This window comes from Pseudomonas fluorescens group sp., assembly GCF_020093335.1.
Classification (GTDB): domain Bacteria; phylum Pseudomonadota; class Gammaproteobacteria; order Pseudomonadales; family Pseudomonadaceae; genus Aquipseudomonas; species Aquipseudomonas petroselini.
Map to the genome: position 1 here is coordinate 43447 of NZ_JAIOKW010000012.1, position 17108 is coordinate 60554.

Consider the following 17108-nt stretch of genomic DNA (forward strand, 5'->3'; position numbering starts at 1 on the left):
CGGTCAGTGGACCCTTTGGGCCAACTGCGCCGCTTCGGTCAATTGCCGGACCAGGCGGTATTGCTCCAGTTTTTCTCGCTCTATCAGTGACTGGCGTCGTTCCAGGTATTCGTCGGAGCGCTTGTTCTGCACCTGCTGATCCAGTTCCTGCTGCTTGAGCTTGGATGCATCCCGCACCGTCAGGAACGGCTCCGGGTAGCTGAGTGCCAGGTATTCGATCCAGAATTCGCGCTCCAGTATCGAGTCCTGTAGCGCCGGTGTGCTGCGCAAGGCATTCAGGTGGTCGCGGGCTTCCTGCACGTGCTGTTCGGTCACGCGCTCGTCAATGGCATACAGCATCTGTTCGGGGTGCACCGGCAGGCTGAATTCTTCGGTGAGCCTGACCCTGAAAAACAGCGTGACTTCGGCCGCATCCAGCGGTTCTTCCGGCGTTTCCAGGCGAGCGATGAGGTCCTCGGAAAACTGGTCGAGCTGTTCGATCAGGTAACTGCCTTGCGCCAGCACCAGCAAGTCCTTGTCCACTTGATGGCTTCCCTGTTGAGACTTGGCCTGGTGCGCCCGGTGCATGAGCTCCATGTTGCTGAACGTCAAAATCGCGCCGTCACCGCAGGTGCCTGCGGCGTAAGTGTTGAGGAAGATTGTCTCGCACAGGTGGTTCGAGTTGCCCATGGCAATCAACAGCGTCCACACCCGCTGAGTCAGGCCGGCCCTGATCCGCCCGCCCTGTCGATAATCGTATGACTGGGTCAAGTCCCTCAGCACCCTGAAGGTGTCGTCGGGGCTTGCCCCTTCGTGCTCGCGCAAGGCGTCCCAGAGAAATCGCAGGCTCTCATGTTTATTGGCGTGTACGCCCGACAACCAGTTATTGAAGTCCTTGGACGGACCCGGCAGGTGCACGATTCCGGGCCTTGCGCCGCGCAGGTTGACCCGGGTTTCGGCACTGTACCGGGCGAGCCGCTGGCGTGTCTCGAGGGTCAGTGGGTTGTCATGCAACAGCGTACGCCGTTGACGTTCCAGGGCCTGTGGGCTGCTGAAGAGGCTCTCGGGAAGGGTGGTGATGTGGTTCTCCTCCAGGTGCAACAGGCTGAGGTTGGGCAATGCCCACGCGCTGTGTGGCCATTGAGTTAAGCCGGTATTGCGCAGGTTCAGGGTTTGCAACGCGGTTAGCGCGGCGAAGTCCGGAACCACCCCCAGTGGGTTATCGCTCACGTTCAGCTCGCGCAGATTGACCAGCCTGCTCAGGCGTTCGGCGGAGGTGGCTGTCAGCACGATACGGTTGTCTGCCAGGTCCAGGTGGGTGAGGTGGGCCATATCGCTGATTGCGCTGGGCAATTCGTTCAGGTCACAGTCGATTTTCAACGCGCGCAGCTGGCTGAAATAGCGCAGGAAGGCATCCCCTTGGACGGGGAAAATATCGCCTGCGAGGTGCAGGTATTCGATGTGCTCGAACGTGCGCGAGTCGATGCTCAGGGTCGGCAATGTATTGATGGCGTCCAGTTGCAGGGTCAACGAGGACAGGTGAAATAACCCGAAAATAAAGCGCTGAGGGTTTTCCCGTCGGGCGGCTTCGCACAGGCGTAGGGCGAGTGCGCGTCGTGTTGTGAGGTTGCTCCAGGATTGCCGGTCACTGTCGCGATCACTGTCGCTTTCCAGGCTGTCATCTTGGCTGTAGGTCGCATCGGACCAGCGTTGCAGCTCCGTCGGCAATGCTTGGATTTCGGCCTGGCGCCGATCCAGTTCAATCAGCGCGGCGGGTTCGCTGAGGTTCAGTGAACGAATGAAGCGCCGAGCGTCGTCGTTGGAAAAACGCGGGTAGACCTGCTGGACCCTGGACATCAGGTCGGGCGGGCGATTACCGCCGAAGGGCCACAGCTCACTCCACAGCGGGTAGGCCAGGAACGTTCGATTCACGCCCAGCGGCGGCACCATCCAGGGTTGCACGTGAGGCAGGTCCAGCAGACGTTTGATTTCGACCCGACGTTCCAGGGCAAGGGCGGCGATTTGTTCGCGTAAGTCAGCAATACCCGGTTCGCCCACGACCCCCAGCGCGGCTTTTTCGCTGTCGGACAGTGTCTTGACGATGACGTCCAGCAGCGCGGGCGATGGGGCACCCAGGTGTGCGCCGTCCGCCGCGTAGCCTTGATAGCCGCGTTGGGTGCGAGCGAGTACCCGGCGCACCGAACCGTCCAAGTGCCCGGCGCTTTCCAGCAGGCGCCCGCGCGAGTCACCTTCGTGGATATCGATACGCAGCCCCTTAGGCCAGGTGGGCAGGGATTTGAGCAGGTGCAGGGTGATTTTGTCGCTGTCGGGGTGGGTCCAGGCGCTCAGGTAGAGCCCTTCATAAGCCCGGTTCAAGCGCAGGTCATGGCTGGACAGGCGCACCTGTTCGGCAAGCCGCAGGCTCACTTGATGCTTGTCGCGAAGTTGCCTGAGTTCACGCGGGCTGGCGTGTTCGAGTATGGCCTTGACCAGCGGGGTGGGTAGTTCCGGGAACTTGGCTTTGAAGCGTTTATCGCGCAGGTTGCCGGTGGTCTCGCTCTGGGCGTAGAGCGAATTGAAGATGTCGGCTTTTTCGCGTTGGGCAAATTCGACGATTTTCTTAACCAGCTTGAACAGACGTTCGTCGTGGGACGCGGGTAATTCACCGAGCAGGCCTTGGGTGATGGCGTCGTTTTGACTCAGCACTTCCAGCAGTTTGGCGTCTTTGTAATCGTGCTCGGTGACCTTCACGGCCTGGGCATCGGGTGCCTGGCTGACCGGGTATTGTTGCAGCACCCGGTTCTGTCGATCGACGATCTGCAGCACGTGGCTCGATGGCCAGTCCGGCAGGCTCGATATCACCAACATCTGCAAGTGCGGCTGGGCGCTGCGTGAGGTGGGCTCGGCGCGCATGGCCTCGATGAACCGGTGGATTTCCTGTTCGATCTTCAAGCGTTTGCAGGTGTCTGCCAGCAGCGGCGGTACGGCGCGACCATTGCGGTGGACTTGGCGCAACAGCGGCGCGGAGGTGTCGGTCAGGGCCAGGATTTTAGCGGCCATTTCCCGTGTGAAGGCGTACGCGTGGTTACCCAGCCGATAGAGCAGGCGATGGTCGTCCCAGGTCATCGGGTTTTCGCTCGACAGGCGCCAGGTGCCTTCGCCGTTGTGTTCAAGGGTGGGGGTATCGACGCCGATTTTCGTCGGGTGGTGCAGCCGCCATTTGAGGCGCTTTTTGTCGAAGGCAATCCGGTAGAGCGCATCCAGCAACGGCAGGTAGTGGCGCCCGTCGAGTACGAAAATGCCGTTGGCGGTGGGCGCCAGGTCCGGTGGCAGGTCCAGGCGTTGTTCGTATTGCACCAACGAGCCATTGACCAGGCTGACAAACCCTTCGGTATTGCGCTGGTTGCTCATGTAATCCCCCAACGTGGTACGCAGGCCTTGGCTATCGCTGGCGCTGTTCATACCCAGTAGCTGGCGCTCATGGGGTTGCAGCACCGAACCGATGGCCAGGTAGAAACTCTCGTTGTCGGGAGATACCGGAATCGTTCCGCCGTTACGCAGGTCGTACGCTTCATAGCGCCCACGGCCGTAATGGCGCAGTTCCACGGTCGGGTCGTCCGAGCTGCTGGACAGGTAAGGGGTGGCGATGTCACCGGCGACCACTTCGGTGATCACGAAAGGCCGTTTAAGCGTGTTGCGCACCAAGGCCGAGGCAAACTCCCGGGCCCATTGGTCAATGTCGTCATTGTGCGCGCGTGGGTGGTACAGCCCGTCTATTGCGGCGTCGATACGCAGCGCCGTGCGGTGGTGATCCAACCATTCGGCAAACGCCGTCGGCAAGGTGCCGGCGTCAAGAAAAGCCTGATGCTGGCGTGGCGTGAGTGGGTTAGCCGTGAGCAGTTGCTCAAGGTGGGCGGGCGACAGCGGCCGGTTCAGGTCGCGCATTTTTTTCAGCAGCGGCGTGACGGCCACCAAGGGAGGCGATGCCATGAACGGCAGGAACCGTCGCACATCGGCAGGAGGAAGTCGCTCGCCTTTTTCGTAACCCGAAAAGTCGACCACGGCGCTGAACAGCGTCATCCGCTCCTGCCGAGCGAGGGCCACGACCTGCTCACGAATGGCGACGACCCGTTGGTCCGGCGAACGGTTGTGGCGGGTTTCCTGGCCCAGGGTCGAACCACTGGGTTGCAGCTGGAGGATGAGTAACAGCAACGTGTCGGCGGAACCGGGCGATACCCGCTGGCCATTGGTGGCCAGGTAGCTGCCGTCCTCACGACGCGTCAGGCTGATCAGGTGAGGCTTGGTCGGCGCGTGTTCAGGTTTGCTATAAATTTCAATCACTTCGCCGGCTTCCTCACGGATGCTCAACAGGGCTTCGACCGGCCAGCCCGCCAATTGCGTCAGCAGGCAAAACACCGTGCTGTCGCCGTGAGGGGGCATGTACCCCGGCTGGTCGAAGTGGTCGATGATTTGCTGGATAACCCGGTCGGCTTGCAGGCGCCTGACCCCTTCGATCAGGTTCAGCGGTGCGCTGTGTCCGGCCCAGACCCGGTCCAGGGTGGCGCGCGGTGTGGCGGTGCTCTTGAGCATGTGCTCCAGGTCGGCCACGGGGGCATGGGAAGAGCCGTTGGGCAGCATGCGCTGCAGCAATTTGATGTCGGACAGCGTGTGGGCGTTATGCAGGTCGAACTTCCAGGCCTGCCAGGCGGGTTCGAAAATGATCGGTGGGTTATAGGTGTCAGCGTTTGCGTGTTTGAGCACGTAACGCATGCTCTGCGAGTCGTGCCGCACTTCCACCACCAGTGCCTGGTCGTCGTGGCGCAGTTTGACGTAGCGTTTGCCCTTGACGGAAAAGACCCCCAGGGCGTCCGCGGTTTTGCCGTTAAGCAGGGCCTGGTTGGCCACCGCGTACGGTTGCGCGTCGGGTTTCCAGAGTGCTTCGACGCCGTCCGGGCGCGTGACTTTGCGTGGGTTGCCCAGCCGGTTCAGGTAGCCGAGCATGCGCTGGCGGTGCAGCCTGCCGGCAGTGGAGATCAGTCGGCCGCTGACGGCCAGGTCGGCGACATCCGCCATGGCGCTGGCGAAACCACTTGCATCACCCTGGATCGCTTCACTCAGGCCTTGGCCGACGCTGTAGGTCAGGCTGCCCATGACGGCCAGTTGCATCATGCGGTTCAGCCCGGTCACGCCGCCGGGCAGTGGTGTCAGCAGCAGTTGCAGGACTTCGCCGGCAATCGCGGCCACGGCGTCCGTGAGGGCCTGCCAGTCGGCTTCGGAACGCGGGGTCGCCAGGGTGTCCAGGTCGGCCTGGAAGCGTTGAATCTGCTGGTGAGTGAACGCTTCGACCAGCGTCAACGGGCGATCCGGGCGCATGGCTGTCGAGAAGCGCACGCTGTCGAGGGTCCGCTGCGGGAAGGCTTTGTGAAAACCGTCATACAGCAATCCAGTCAGCCAATTCATGTCCTTGGGACGCGGCTCTTGGCGCAGCAGCGATTTAAAGGTCGCCAGGCCAATCAGCGGCAGTTGTCGCGAAAACCAACCCAGGTCCTGTTGCTGGTGGCTGGTGTTGAGTTGCTCGCGCCAGGCGTTTTCGGCCGCCTGCGCGTCAACGTGATAGCGCAGCGCGCCGCCTGGGCGAAAAGGGAAATACGACAACACCCCGAGGCTGGCCACATTGATCAGCAGTAATGGGATGGGCATTGCGGTGTGCCAGGCGGTGTGCGGCTTGGGGAGGATGGGCGTGCGACTGGACGTCAGGCTCAGCATGTCGAAAGCCGGTTGCGGGCCATCGCCGTTGAGGGCGGCGTGCAGCGTGTCATACATCGGGCGGGTCAAGCCGGTGACGGCGCGGTTGCGCCAGGCGTCGAGCAAGTCGAACAGCAGCAGCGCCTTGGAGGAGGCCTTGATCAGGTTTCGCAGCGTGCCGTCGCTGCTTAACGTCGGGTTGATGAGCGCCCGCAATCGCCCCCCCAGGTTCAGCTTGCGGGCTACGGCGATGAAGTCTTTGACCGGCAGGCTCCGGTCGTCGTTGCCGCCGATGATCTCACTGGCTTCTGCCAGGCTATAACCCGAGGCCTGAATGATCGAGCTGGTGAACCCGAAGTTCAGGCAGGCGGCTTCCCACAGGGTCATGCTTTTGGTGTGCTCGATGTACTGCCATTCATCCAGGGCGCGGCGAGGGCGATACGGCGGTTCAGTGACGCGGGGCTCCCAGGGAAAGGGTTGTTCGCGTTTTTCCAGGTAGGTGGTGTAGAGGCGGTAGTTTTCCGGATCACGCCCGCCGATCTTCTCGCGCAGCTCAGCCAAGCCCTCGACTTTGAAGGCCTGGATCAGGCGGTTTTTTTCGGCTTCGACGGCGTTGACGGCAGCCAGGGCTTCGCGTTGCAGTTTGAGGTAACGAGTTTGCTCTGGCGGCGTCAGGCCTTGCATGGCCTGCGCGACAGTGTGCTGAATCAGTTCGAGGGATTGTTGCCGGGCCCAGGCTGTGCTGGATTGCAGGTTGCCGGATAAGCCGTTGAGCAGTTGGTGGGTGGGCATGTGTTGGGGCCTTTCACAATGGGTGGAAGGCCAAGGGGACCATGGCGCCTTTGGCGCCTGGGGTTAACTATGTACCTGGGTTGCGGACTTCATGGGCGTGTTCAGGCGCTTGTTGAACTCCAGCCACGCGGCCAGCGTCGCCATCAGCGCAGCGCCGGCCAGGGCGGTGAAAACCTGCATGGTGAAGGCATCGCCAGCCAGGGCGTTGACCATGTCAGCCAGCGGCGCCAGCAACACGCCCAGGCAGAACACTTCCAGCGAATAGCGCCCCATCCGGCAGGTTTGCCGTGCCAGCCAGTTTTGCGTCCAGGCACGCCCCGGCAACAGTTTGGCGGTGACATAGGCCAGGGCCAGGAAGTGCAGTAAACGGACCGGCGACAGGTCGGTCTTGCTGATCGGGTAGAGCAGCTCGCTGAGTGCGGAAGGCATCAACGCGTCATGTACGTCGGGCCAGCGCCAGGCAATCGTGATCACGCAGGCCACCAGCGAATAGACCGCTGCGGTGACGAACAGCGGCTGGCGTAGCAGGGGGCGATCATCCTGCGCCCGTGGCGTTTGCCCGTGAATGGCCGCCGCACCGCCCAGTATGAACAGGAACTGCCAGGTGACCGGGTTGAAGTACCACACACCGTCTGCGATCGCCGCCAGGTTCCACCCCAGGTGCGGCGCCAGCAGGTAAACCGCCATCGATACCGCGACCACCGCCCAGGTCTTGCGCAGGAGCAACGGCAGCACCAACGGCAGGCCGGCCAGCAGCACGATATACAGCGGCAATGGGTCCATCAGGTTCGGCTTGAAGCGCAGCAGCAATTCATCCACCAGGGCTTGCTGCGGGTGTGTGACGAAATGCGTCAGGCCCATCTCCTCTACCAGGTCGCGGGTTTCCACATGGCTGTTGGCGAAGAACACGATACCCATCAGCATCGCCAGCAAAAAGATATGCACCACGTACAGCACCCACGTGCGCCGCAGGATCTTCAAGCAGGCCATCCAGTAGCCTTCGCGCTGCAGGACCTTGCCGTAGGCCAGCACGGACGCGTAGCCAGCAAGAAACACGAAGACTTCAGCCGCGTCGCTGAAGCCGATATTGCGCAGGGTAATCTGGCCAAGGGGATTGTGGGGGACGTGATCCCAGAAAATGAAGATCAACGCCAGGCCCCGAAAAAAATCGATGCGCGGGTCGCGTCCGTTCAGCATGGCAGCGTGCTCTTGAACAAATAGTTTAGTAATGACAGGCGCGTGGCAGGGATGTCGCACGCCGCACGTCGGGCGGGCGCAGGTTGGCGGTATTTGTAAGCAATTGCAAAGCCGGGATATTACTGAATGTCTCTAGATATCCATGATCACTCACACAGCGTGGTAGCCGGCGAATACGCCATGGGCGCTGCCGGCTTGCACGCAATACGAGCGGCCTAGAAAGCATCCATCAGCAGTACACGGCAGGGCTTTGCCTGGTACTCATTGATTTTCGGTACCGGCTTGATGAAATCTTCGGCGATGACGTTCAACACGGTATCGCTCCCTTACGCTGCCGCCACTTCATGCGGCTCAAAACTGTCCGCTCGCGCCATCTGCCACATGCGCGAATAAAACTCGCCGTTCACCTCGCCCGTCAGCAACTCGCCCGGCTTGAGGAACACATGCAACTGCGAGAACAGCTTGATCTCAGTCGCCGACATGCGCCGCACCAAGTGCTTGGCCGACAGCTGTGACGGATGATCCAGGCCGGCCGCCGCGAGCATTTCCGCCAGCGCCTTGAGCGTGTTGCGGTGGAAGTTGAACACCCGCTGGGCCTTATCCGGCACCACCAGGGCGCGCTGGCGCAGTGGGTCTTGGGTGGCGACGCCGGTGGGGCATTTATTGGTGTGACAGCTTTGCGACTGAATGCAGCCGATGGCAAACATGAAACCGCGCGCCGAGTTGGCCCAGTCGGCGCCGATGGCCAAGACGCTGGCGATATCGAATGCACTGACGATTTTGCCACTGGCGCCGAGCTTGATCTTGTCGCGCAGGTTCAGGCCCACCAGGGTGTTGTGCACGAACAGCAGGCCCTCACGCAGCGGCACGCCGATATGGTCGGTGAACTCCACGGGCGCGGCGCCGGTGCCGCCTTCCTTGCCGTCGACCACGATAAAATCCGGGAGGATACCGGTGTCGAGCATGGCCTTGGCGATGCCCATGAATTCCCACGGGTGGCCGAGGCAGAACTTGAAACCCACCGGTTTACCACCGGAGAGTTCACGCAGTTGGGCGATGAACTGCATCAGTTCGATCGGCGTGGAAAATGCGCTGTGGCGCGACGGCGAGATGCAATCCTCGCCCATCATGATGCCGCGGGTGTCGGCAATTTCCCGGGTGACTTTGTGCTTGGGCAGGATCCCGCCATGGCCGGGTTTGGCGCCCTGGCTCATCTTGATTTCGATCATGCGCACTTGTGGGTTTTGTGCCTGCACGGCGAAGCGTTCCGGGTCGAAGCGGCCGTCGCTGGTGCGGCAGCCGAAGTAGCCGCTGCCCAGTTCCCAGGTCAGGTCGCCGCCGTGTTCGCGGTGGTAAGGGCTGATGCTGCCTTCGCCGGTGTCGTGGGCAAAGTTACCCAGCTTGGCACCCTGATTGAGCGCGCGGATGGCGTTGGCGCTCAACGAGCCAAAACTCATCGCCGAGATGTTGAACACCGACGCCGAGTACGGTTGCGTGCACTGTGGGCCGCCGACCATCACGCGAAACGCGTTGGGGTCGCTCAGGGGCGCGGGACGCATGGAGTGGCCGATGAATTCGAAGCCCGACTGGTACACGTCGATCAGGGTGCCGAAGGGTTTGTCCGCTGTTTCGTTCTTGGCGCGCGAGTACACCAGCGAGCGCTGGGACCGCGAGAAGGGCAGGGCATCGCTGTCGGACTCAAGCAGGTATTGGCGGATTTCCGGGCGAATGGCTTCCACCAGGTAACGGATATTGCCCAGGATCGGGTAATTGCGGCGCACGGCGTGGGGGCTTTGCAGCAGGTCGAAAATGCCGATCAGGCTCAACACGCCGGTGACCAGGGTGATGGGCCACAGCCATTCGTGGTGGATAAAAGGGAGGCTGGCGAGGGTGAAAATGACGCACACGGCAAAGAAGGCGTAACGGCTCAGTAACGACAGGCTCATACGGTTTTTTCCTCAGGTTCAACGCTACAGGTCGATCCGCCATTCTGCGCCTGTAGGGAAAGCCGGGACAACCGATAAGGGCATTGAGCTGGGGCTTGTCCTTATTGCAATCGGTTCTCGTTTGGGTGCATTATTTGCGTTACTGTATAACACATTGAATCCACCCAGACGCCCAGGAGGCCTTATGAAAGCTGGTATCCATCCCGACTACCGTACCGTGTTGTTCCACGATACCGCCGCCGACGTGTTCTTCCTGATCGGCTCCACCGCTGACAGCGACCGCACCCATGTACATAGCGACGGCAACACCTACCCGTACATCCCGCTGGACGTCTCCAGCGCCTCGCACCCGATCTACACCGGCCAGCAGCGCAAGACTCAGGTTGAAGGCCGGATTGCCGGTTTCAACAAGCGGTTTGCATCGTTTGGCTCCGGTGCGAAGAAAGCCGAGGAGTGAGGGACTCACGTTTCACCTCAAAGGCTGCTGCCGCTCCCGGAGCGGCTTTTTTTTGACTATTGTCGACCGCTCGTCGCAACCCCTCAGTGGCTATTCAACTGCCAGTTGAATATCCCGAAAACCAATGTAGAGTTAGTCGTTAACGCATAACGTTAAGCATTAAAAGATGATAAGAAGCTTTAAATGCGCTGATACCAGAACCCTTTTTGAAACCGGTCGAACGCGTCGTTGGTCAGCCATCCTTTCAGTGGCGGAACGAAAGTTGAGCATGCTGGATGCTGCGGTTGAACTCACCGACCTGCGTTCGCCGCCGGGAAACCGGTTGGAACAGCTATATGGTGACCGCGAGGGGCAACACAGCATACGAATCAATGGTCAATTCCGAATCTGTTTCATCTGGGGGCCAAATGGTCCGGAAAACGTTGAAATTGTGGATTACCACTGAGGTGAATCATGTTTAAGAATGGCATGCGTCCCGTACACCCTGGGGAAATTCTCAAGGAAGAGTACTTGGAACCGCTGGGCCTTACCGCCGCTGCTCTCGCAAGGGCGCTGCATGTTTCCGCGCCTACGGTCAATGACATCGTCTTGATGCGCCGCAGCATCAGCGCGGATGTCGCGTTACGTTTGGCTGCTGCCTTTGAAACATCCGCGCAATTCTGGCTGAACCTGCAGACTGCCTATGATCTGCGCACAGCGGAAATCACCAAGGGTGCTCAGATTTACAAGGAAGTCGAAAAAGTTGCGCATTGCGCATGATGTTGTACTTGGTGCATTAAAAACCCGGCAAATAGCCGGGTTTTTAATGCTGATCGTTTCGTGGGGTTGTTTAACCCTCTCTATACAGCCCTACGCCGCCGTTTGCCGTATCGGCAACACCACCCGAAAGGTCGTTCCCTTGCCCACCTCGCTGCTGACGGAGATGTTGCCATGGTGTTTCTTGATGATGCCGTAGGAGAGTGACAACCCCAGCCCGGTGCCTTCGCCCACCGGCTTGGTGGTAAAGAACGGGTCGAAGATCTTCTGCACGGTTTCGGGTGTAATCCCACAGCCGTTGTCCGCCACTTCCAGCCAGATATTCTCGCCTTCCACACCGTTGCTGATGGTAATGGTGCCGCGTTCCGGCCCCATGGCTTGTGCGGCGTTGATCACCAGGTTCATCACCACCTGGTTGAGCTGCGAGGCCAGGCATTCGATTTCCGGCAGTGGGTTGTAGTGTTTGACCACATCGGCCTTGTACTTGAGTTCACTGGCGACGATGTTCAGCGTCGAATCGATGCCCTGTTGCAGGTTGGCAAATTGCCAGGTCTGGTCGTTGTCGACACGGGAGAAGTTCTTCAGGTCCTTGACGATCTGCACCACGCGGCCGATGCCTTCCTTGGACTCCCGGATCAGAATTGGAATGTCTTCCTTGAGAAAGTCCAGCTCCAGGCCGGTTCGCAGGGCTTTGAGTTGATCACGCTGTTCTTGCGGCGCAATCAGTTCTTCGGCGCTTTGATAGGCATCGAGCATCTGTTGCAGCTGGTTGAAGTAGCTGTCCAGGGTGCTGAGGTTGGATGAGATAAAACCCACTGGGTTGTTGATTTCATGGGCCACACCCGCCGCGAGTTGGCCAAGCGAGGCGTGTTTTTCCGACTGCACCAGTTGGCTTTCCAGGTGCTTGCGCTCGTCGATTTCCAGTTGCAGCGCCTGGGTGCGTTGTTCCACCAACTGCTCCAGGTGAGTGGTTTGCAGCGTGGCGCGACGGGCCATGTCCCATTTATTGGCCAGGGTATTGGCCATTTGCTGGACTTCAATGTTATCGAACGGTTTTTTCAGGATCAGCAAGCGATCATGGCCATTCAGGCGGTCCAGCAGGTCTTCCCAGGAATAGTCGGAGTACGCGGTGCACACCACCACCTGCAGGTCGGGGGCGACTTTCCAGAGTTCCTCTATCGTTTTCGCACCGTCCCAGCCCTGGGGCATACGCATGTCGACGAACGCCAGGGCATAGGGCTGCTGCTGTGCCATCGCCGAGATGAGTAATTGCAGGCCTTCTTCTCCGCCGTAGGCTGAGTGCAGCTCGAAGGCCGGGGCCTTGGCTTTGACCGTAGCGCCAAACAATGCTGATTCCATCTCATCCAGCACTTGGTTGGAGTCAACCACAGGCATCAGGATCTTGCGGAAGTCGTCGTGAATCGACGGCGTGTCATCAATCAACAGGATGCGTCGGTTAGGGGGCTTGTTCATGCGGGACTTCCGGCAAGGGTCAGAGGAATGGTCAAGGTAAATACCGCGCCCCGGCCCGGCCCGTCGCTGTGGGCGGTGAGCTGGCCATTCATCTCCACAGCGGCCAGGGCGCAGCTGTGCAGGCCAAAGCCGTGGCCTTCCTTGCGGGTGGTAAAACCGTGGGTAAAGATGCGGGTCATGTTTTCGGCCGGTATGCCTTCGCCATCGTCCTTCACGCTGATCTGCAGGGTATCGTCATCCCTCTGCTCGACCCTGAGGGTCATCTGCCGTGGCCGGTCGCTGAGGTTGGACATGGCATATTTGGCATTGCTGATCAGGTTGACCATGATCAACAGCAACCGGTGTTTGTCTGCCAGGATTTCCGGTACCTGGGCGTAGTGCTTGACCACCGTCACATTGTGGCGGCTCAGCGCACCGGCGTTCATCCGCAAGGCATCTTCCATCAACACGCTGATATGCACCGGCTCCAGCAGCGTTGACGCCCCGGCATAGGATTGCTGGGTGGAGACGATGTCCTTGATGTGGTCGACGCTTTTGCTCAGTTGCGCCAGTTCGTCGGTCATGCCTTGCTGTTCGACGGCAATCGCCTCCACCAGTTGGTTCAGGTAGCCGGGCAGCAACTTACCCTTTTCATCCTGAGTCAGGAAGGTACCCAGGTCCCCCTGGTGTTCGTTGATCAACTGCATGGCCTTGCCCAGGCCCTGGGCCTTGCTGCTGCGTAATTTGCGCGCAACCATGTCGGCGGAAATGTTCACGCTGTTAAGCACGTTGCCGACGTTGTGCAGCACGTTGGTAGCAATCTCCGCCATGCCGGCCTGACGGGCGCTGTCGAGTAACTCACTCTGGGCATCCTTGAGCTGCTGCGTGCGCCGCTCCACGCGTTGCTCCAGGGTTTCATTGGCGGCCTGCAAGGCCCGATTGACGCGGTTGATCTCGGCAAAGCTGCGCAACAGGCGCACGGCCAGGTACAGCAGCAAAACCACCAGCAGGGTGGCGAACACCAGCAGGTAACGATGGTACTTCTGGTCGACGAGGTCGGCCGTCTGTTGATCCTGGTTGAGGTAATGGGTCAGCTCATCCAGGCGGTCGGCCACGGGAATGGCTGCAATCCGTTCGAGCAAATTATTGACCAGCGGTTGTTCGCGCAAAATCAGCTCGATGTGCTTGCTCAAGATCTCAACCGGTGCCTGGAACTCGGTTGGCAACTGTTCCTTGTTCACCGCCAGCTTGCCCAGGCCCACCAGGATATCGGCGGCACGCTCGTCGCTGGTGACCTGGGCGAACTCCAGGCTGCTGAGCAGCAGGTCGTAGGTGTCGGTGGCGACGCTTTGCAATTGCCGCCTGCCGTCCTCGTCATAGCGGCTGAACTGGGCCTGGATATCGTCTTCAGCGGTCGGCAAGAAGGCCAGGGAGTTGCGCAGCACCGCGTTGTGGGATTTGAACTGATCCACCAACCGGGCTTTTTCCTGGATCGCCGCCTGGTAACCCTCCAGGGTGGCTTGCCAGCGGGACAGGTCTTCTGGGGCGTGATAGGTGGGGTGACTCTGCAGATCTGCCCACAGCCGCGTCATTTCCCGCAGGGGGGTAACCAGAGGGTCGTAGTTGTGCGTGACGGCGATCCTGGCCTTGAGCACCTCGCTGTCCCATTGCGCATTGAGTTGCTGCAGTTGGCGGATCAGGTCGCGGGACTGGGTGTAAGTGGCCGTCTGATCGCGGGACGACTTCACGTACAGAAACACCAGGATCGAGGCCAGCAACAGCGTCATCAGGCTGAGGAGAAACTGGCTGGTACGGCGGCGAGAAAGGGTCATGAGAGTTGGCTCATAGCGGCTTGCCTGCCCATTCGCCGGTCAGGGTCTTGAGAAACTGCACGATCAGCGCCTTGTCTTCGGCGGAGGGCGTGCGGCCCAGTTGGTAGGTGAACATCACATCCACCGCTTCTTCCAGTGTCCTGGCCGACGCATCGTGAAAATACGGCGCGGTGACCGCCACGTTGCGCAAGCTGGGCACTTTGAACACATGGCGATCTTCCTCGTCCTGGGTCAGCAGGTAGCGCCCCAGGTCCGATTCGACCGGGTTGCCGCGCGCCTTGAAGTAGTCCCCCATCACGCCGAACTTCTGGAACATATTGCCGCCGATATTGATGCCCTGGTGGCAGGCGATACAGCCGTAATCCTTGAAGCGCTGGTAGCCGTACTTTTCCTGGATCGTGAGGATATCGGTATTGCCCAACAGGTACCGGTCGAACCGCGAGTTGGGGGTCAGCAGCGTTCGCTCATAAGTGGCCAGCGCATTTTGCACGTTGGCGGCGGTGACGCCGTCGGAGTACGACTGGCTGAAGGCGGCCTGGTAGGCGGGCAGGGCGGACAGGTTCTGCACCACGGTTTTCCAGTCGCTGCCCATCTCCACCGGGCTGATGACCACTTGTTCGATCTGCGCTTCCAGCGTGTCCACCCGGCCGTTCCAGAACTGCTTGAAATTCTGGCTGGCGTTAAACACCGTGGGCGTGTTGATCTCCACCGGGTGGCCATCGAAGCCAATGGAGAACGGTTTGTCATCGGCACCGCCGCTGTCCAGTCGATGGCAACTGGCGCAGGACAAGGTGTTATTGGCCGACAGCCGCGGCTCGTTGAACAGCTGGCGGCCCAGTTCGACTTTAGCCGGGTCCAGGGTCGGCGCCGCCGGCAACGGCTTGAGCGGCTCGTCCAACGGGGCGGCCATCAAGGGCGCTGCCGTGACCAGCCAACACGTGAACATCAGGCCAATTCGAGTAGTTGAGACTGCGCTCAAACGAGCACTCCTTGCGTTCGGCTATTGATCGGGCATCAGGGGCGCGGAGCCCACTTGCAGCAACTGGGCGAAATCCTTTGAAGGTACAGCCTTACTGAACAGATGGCCTTGGCCTTCTTCACATTGCTGGGTTTGCAGGAACTTCAGCTGCTCCAGCGTCTCCACCCCTTCGGCGATGATGCTCAACCGCAGGCTCTTGCCCATGCCGATGATAGCGCTGATCAACTGTTCGTCCTGGTTATTCACATTCAGGCCTTGCACAAAAGACTGATCGATTTTCAGCACGTCAATGGGGAAGCGTCGCAGGTAGCTGAGGCTGGAGTAACCGGTGCCGAAATCATCCAGGGCCAGGCGTACGCCCATGGCTTTGATCTTGTTCAGCATTTCAACGGTGTCGTCGACATTTTGCATCAACACGCTTTCGGTGATCTCCAGCTCCAGTCGGTCGGGCGGCAGGCCGCTTTGCTTCAGGATCGCGGCCAGGTTGTCGACAAAATCCCGCTGGCGGAAGTCAATCGCCGAGATATTCACCGAGATGCACAGCGAGGGCAGGCCCATCACGCGCCACGCCTGTGCCTGCTGGCAGGCTTCGCGCAGTACCCATTGGGTCAGGCGCACGATCAGGCCACTGTCCTCAGCCACGGGAATGAAATCCACGGGGCTGACCCACCCTGAGCGGGGTTGAAACCAACGTATCAGTGCTTCTGCTCCTACGATCCGCCCGGATTTCAGGTCCAGCTTCGGTTGGTAGTGCAGCACAAACTCATCGCGCTTCAAGGCCTGGCGGATCGCACTTTCCAGGTTTTGCTGATGCTGGGCGCGCAGGTTCATAGCGTCGGTATAAAAGCTGAAACTGTCGGGGCCGCGCTCTTTACTGGTGTGCATGGCCGTTTCAGCGTGTTTGATCAACTCCACCGCGGTGCCGCTGTCATTGGGGTAAATGCTGATGCCCAGGCTGGCCGTGATGCTCAGGTCATGCCCCGCGACGTGGCGAGTCGCGCTGATGACCTTGAGGAGTTTCTGGGCAACGCCCTGGGTCTGCTGGGGGTGCAGGATATCGTTGAGCACGATCACGAACGCGTCGGAGCCGTAGCGGAACACCGAGTCCGACTCACGCACCGCCGCCACCAGGCTTTGGCTGACCTGCTGCAGCACCTCGTCGCCTACCGGATAGCCCAGGGCATTGTTGATGCGCTTGAAACGGTCCAGCCCGATGAACATGACCGCCAGTTGGGTGTCATGCCGACGGCCCAAGGCCATGGCCTGGGTCAGCCGGTCGCCCAGCAGCGTACTGTTGGGCAATTCGGTCAGCGCGTCGTACTGCAGCAGGTGCGAGACTTTCAGCAGTTCCTGCACACGTTCTTCAACGGTGCGCTCCAGGCTGCTCACTTTGAGCGCGACGTCCTGGGCCAGCTGCCACTTCCACGTCAAGGCGCTGGCCATCTGGCGGATTTCCAGGTTGTCGAAGGGCTTTTTGAGGATCAGCAACTGGTCGTTGTATTTCAATCGCGCTTCGATGGCCTCGAAGGAATAGTCGGAATACGCCGTGCACAGGGCAATCTGCAGGTTAGGGTCGGCATTCCAGAGGGCTTCGATGGTTTGCAAGCCATCCCAACCCGGCGGCATGCGCATGTCGAGGAACGCCATGGCATAAGGCGCGCCGGCGGCCAGTGCCTTGTGTACCAGGGCCAGGGCTTCCTCACCCTGGTAGGCGGAGTCCAGCTCAAACACCTGGCGCACTTTGGCCGGGGTGCCGAACAGGGTGTGCTCAAGGGTGTCCAGCGAGGGCTGGGCGTCTGTCTCGGCACAGAGGATCTTGCGAAAGTCCTGGTGGATGGAGGCAGTGTCATCGACGATCAGAATACGACGGTTGGCCTTGACTGAATCCGGGGTCATACGGCGCACGGCGACTGCAAAAGGTTCGACTGCATAATGACTTCTTCCCTGGTTGCACGTCTGAGCGGGTTGCCAGC

10 protein-coding genes are annotated in these 17108 nt (G+C 60.3%); 3 read left to right on the forward strand and 7 right to left on the reverse strand.

Annotated elements, in window-relative coordinates; all coding sequences use genetic code 11:
- Positions 1 to 3: 3 nt before the first annotated feature.
- From K7431_RS15060 to K7431_RS15070, 3 genes are all read right to left on the reverse strand, one after another.
- Positions 4 to 6516, reverse strand: coding sequence for an NEL-type E3 ubiquitin ligase domain-containing protein (locus K7431_RS15060; RefSeq protein WP_012722444.1), 6513 nt, complete (start codon positions 6514 to 6516; stop codon positions 4 to 6).
- A gap of 63 nt (positions 6517 to 6579) precedes the next feature.
- Entirely contained in the window at positions 6580 to 7713 is a 1134-nt protein-coding gene (locus tag K7431_RS15065) for an OpgC family protein (RefSeq protein ID WP_043204851.1), read from the reverse strand.
- 326 nt (positions 7714 to 8039) lie between these two features.
- Positions 8040 to 9659 carry an FMN-binding glutamate synthase family protein gene (locus K7431_RS15070; RefSeq protein WP_012722446.1) on the reverse strand — a complete coding sequence of 540 codons (1620 nt, stop codon included), beginning with the start codon at positions 9657 to 9659 and terminating at the stop codon, positions 8040 to 8042.
- Positions 9660 to 9843: 184 nt separating this feature from the next.
- Here K7431_RS15070 and K7431_RS15075 point away from each other — a divergent pair, with 184 nt between their 5' ends.
- The 3 genes from K7431_RS15075 to K7431_RS15085 all read left to right on the forward strand — a co-directional run bounded on the left by K7431_RS15075 (position 9844) and on the right by K7431_RS15085 (position 10875).
- A complete protein-coding gene (locus tag K7431_RS15075) occupies positions 9844 to 10116 on the forward strand; it encodes a type B 50S ribosomal protein L31 (RefSeq protein WP_012722447.1) in 273 nt (90 codons plus the stop codon).
- Between the two features lie 166 nt (positions 10117 to 10282).
- A complete protein-coding gene (locus tag K7431_RS15080; protein ID WP_012722448.1) occupies positions 10283 to 10561 on the forward strand; it encodes a type II toxin-antitoxin system RelE/ParE family toxin in 279 nt (92 codons plus the stop codon).
- Between the two features lie 8 nt (positions 10562 to 10569).
- Positions 10570 to 10875 (forward strand): HigA family addiction module antitoxin, encoded by a 306-nt coding sequence (locus K7431_RS15085; protein WP_012722449.1) that lies wholly within the window; start codon positions 10570 to 10572, stop codon positions 10873 to 10875.
- 90 nt (positions 10876 to 10965) lie between these two features.
- Here the strand turns inward: K7431_RS15085 and K7431_RS15090 are convergent, their stop codons facing one another.
- Genes K7431_RS15090 through K7431_RS15105 form a run of 4 tightly spaced genes read right to left on the reverse strand, consistent with a single transcriptional unit; the run spans position 10966 to position 17031 of the window.
- Complete coding sequence (locus tag K7431_RS15090; RefSeq protein ID WP_012722450.1) at positions 10966 to 12345, reverse strand: ATP-binding protein; 1380 nt, start codon at positions 12343 to 12345, stop codon at positions 10966 to 10968.
- Complete coding sequence (locus K7431_RS15095; RefSeq protein ID WP_012722451.1) at positions 12342 to 14156, reverse strand: DAHL domain-containing protein; 1815 nt, start codon at positions 14154 to 14156, stop codon at positions 12342 to 12344. Before K7431_RS15095 ends, K7431_RS15090 begins: the two co-directional genes overlap by 4 nt.
- Positions 14157 to 14166: 10 nt before the next feature.
- Positions 14167 to 15102: a cytochrome-c peroxidase gene (locus K7431_RS15100; RefSeq protein ID WP_085983628.1), complete on the reverse strand. Its 936-nt coding sequence runs from the start codon at positions 15100 to 15102 to the stop codon at positions 14167 to 14169.
- Between the two features lie 54 nt (positions 15103 to 15156).
- A complete protein-coding gene (locus tag K7431_RS15105) occupies positions 15157 to 17031 on the reverse strand; it encodes a putative bifunctional diguanylate cyclase/phosphodiesterase (RefSeq protein ID WP_043204853.1) in 1875 nt (624 codons plus the stop codon).
- Positions 17032 to 17108 lie beyond the last annotated feature (77 nt).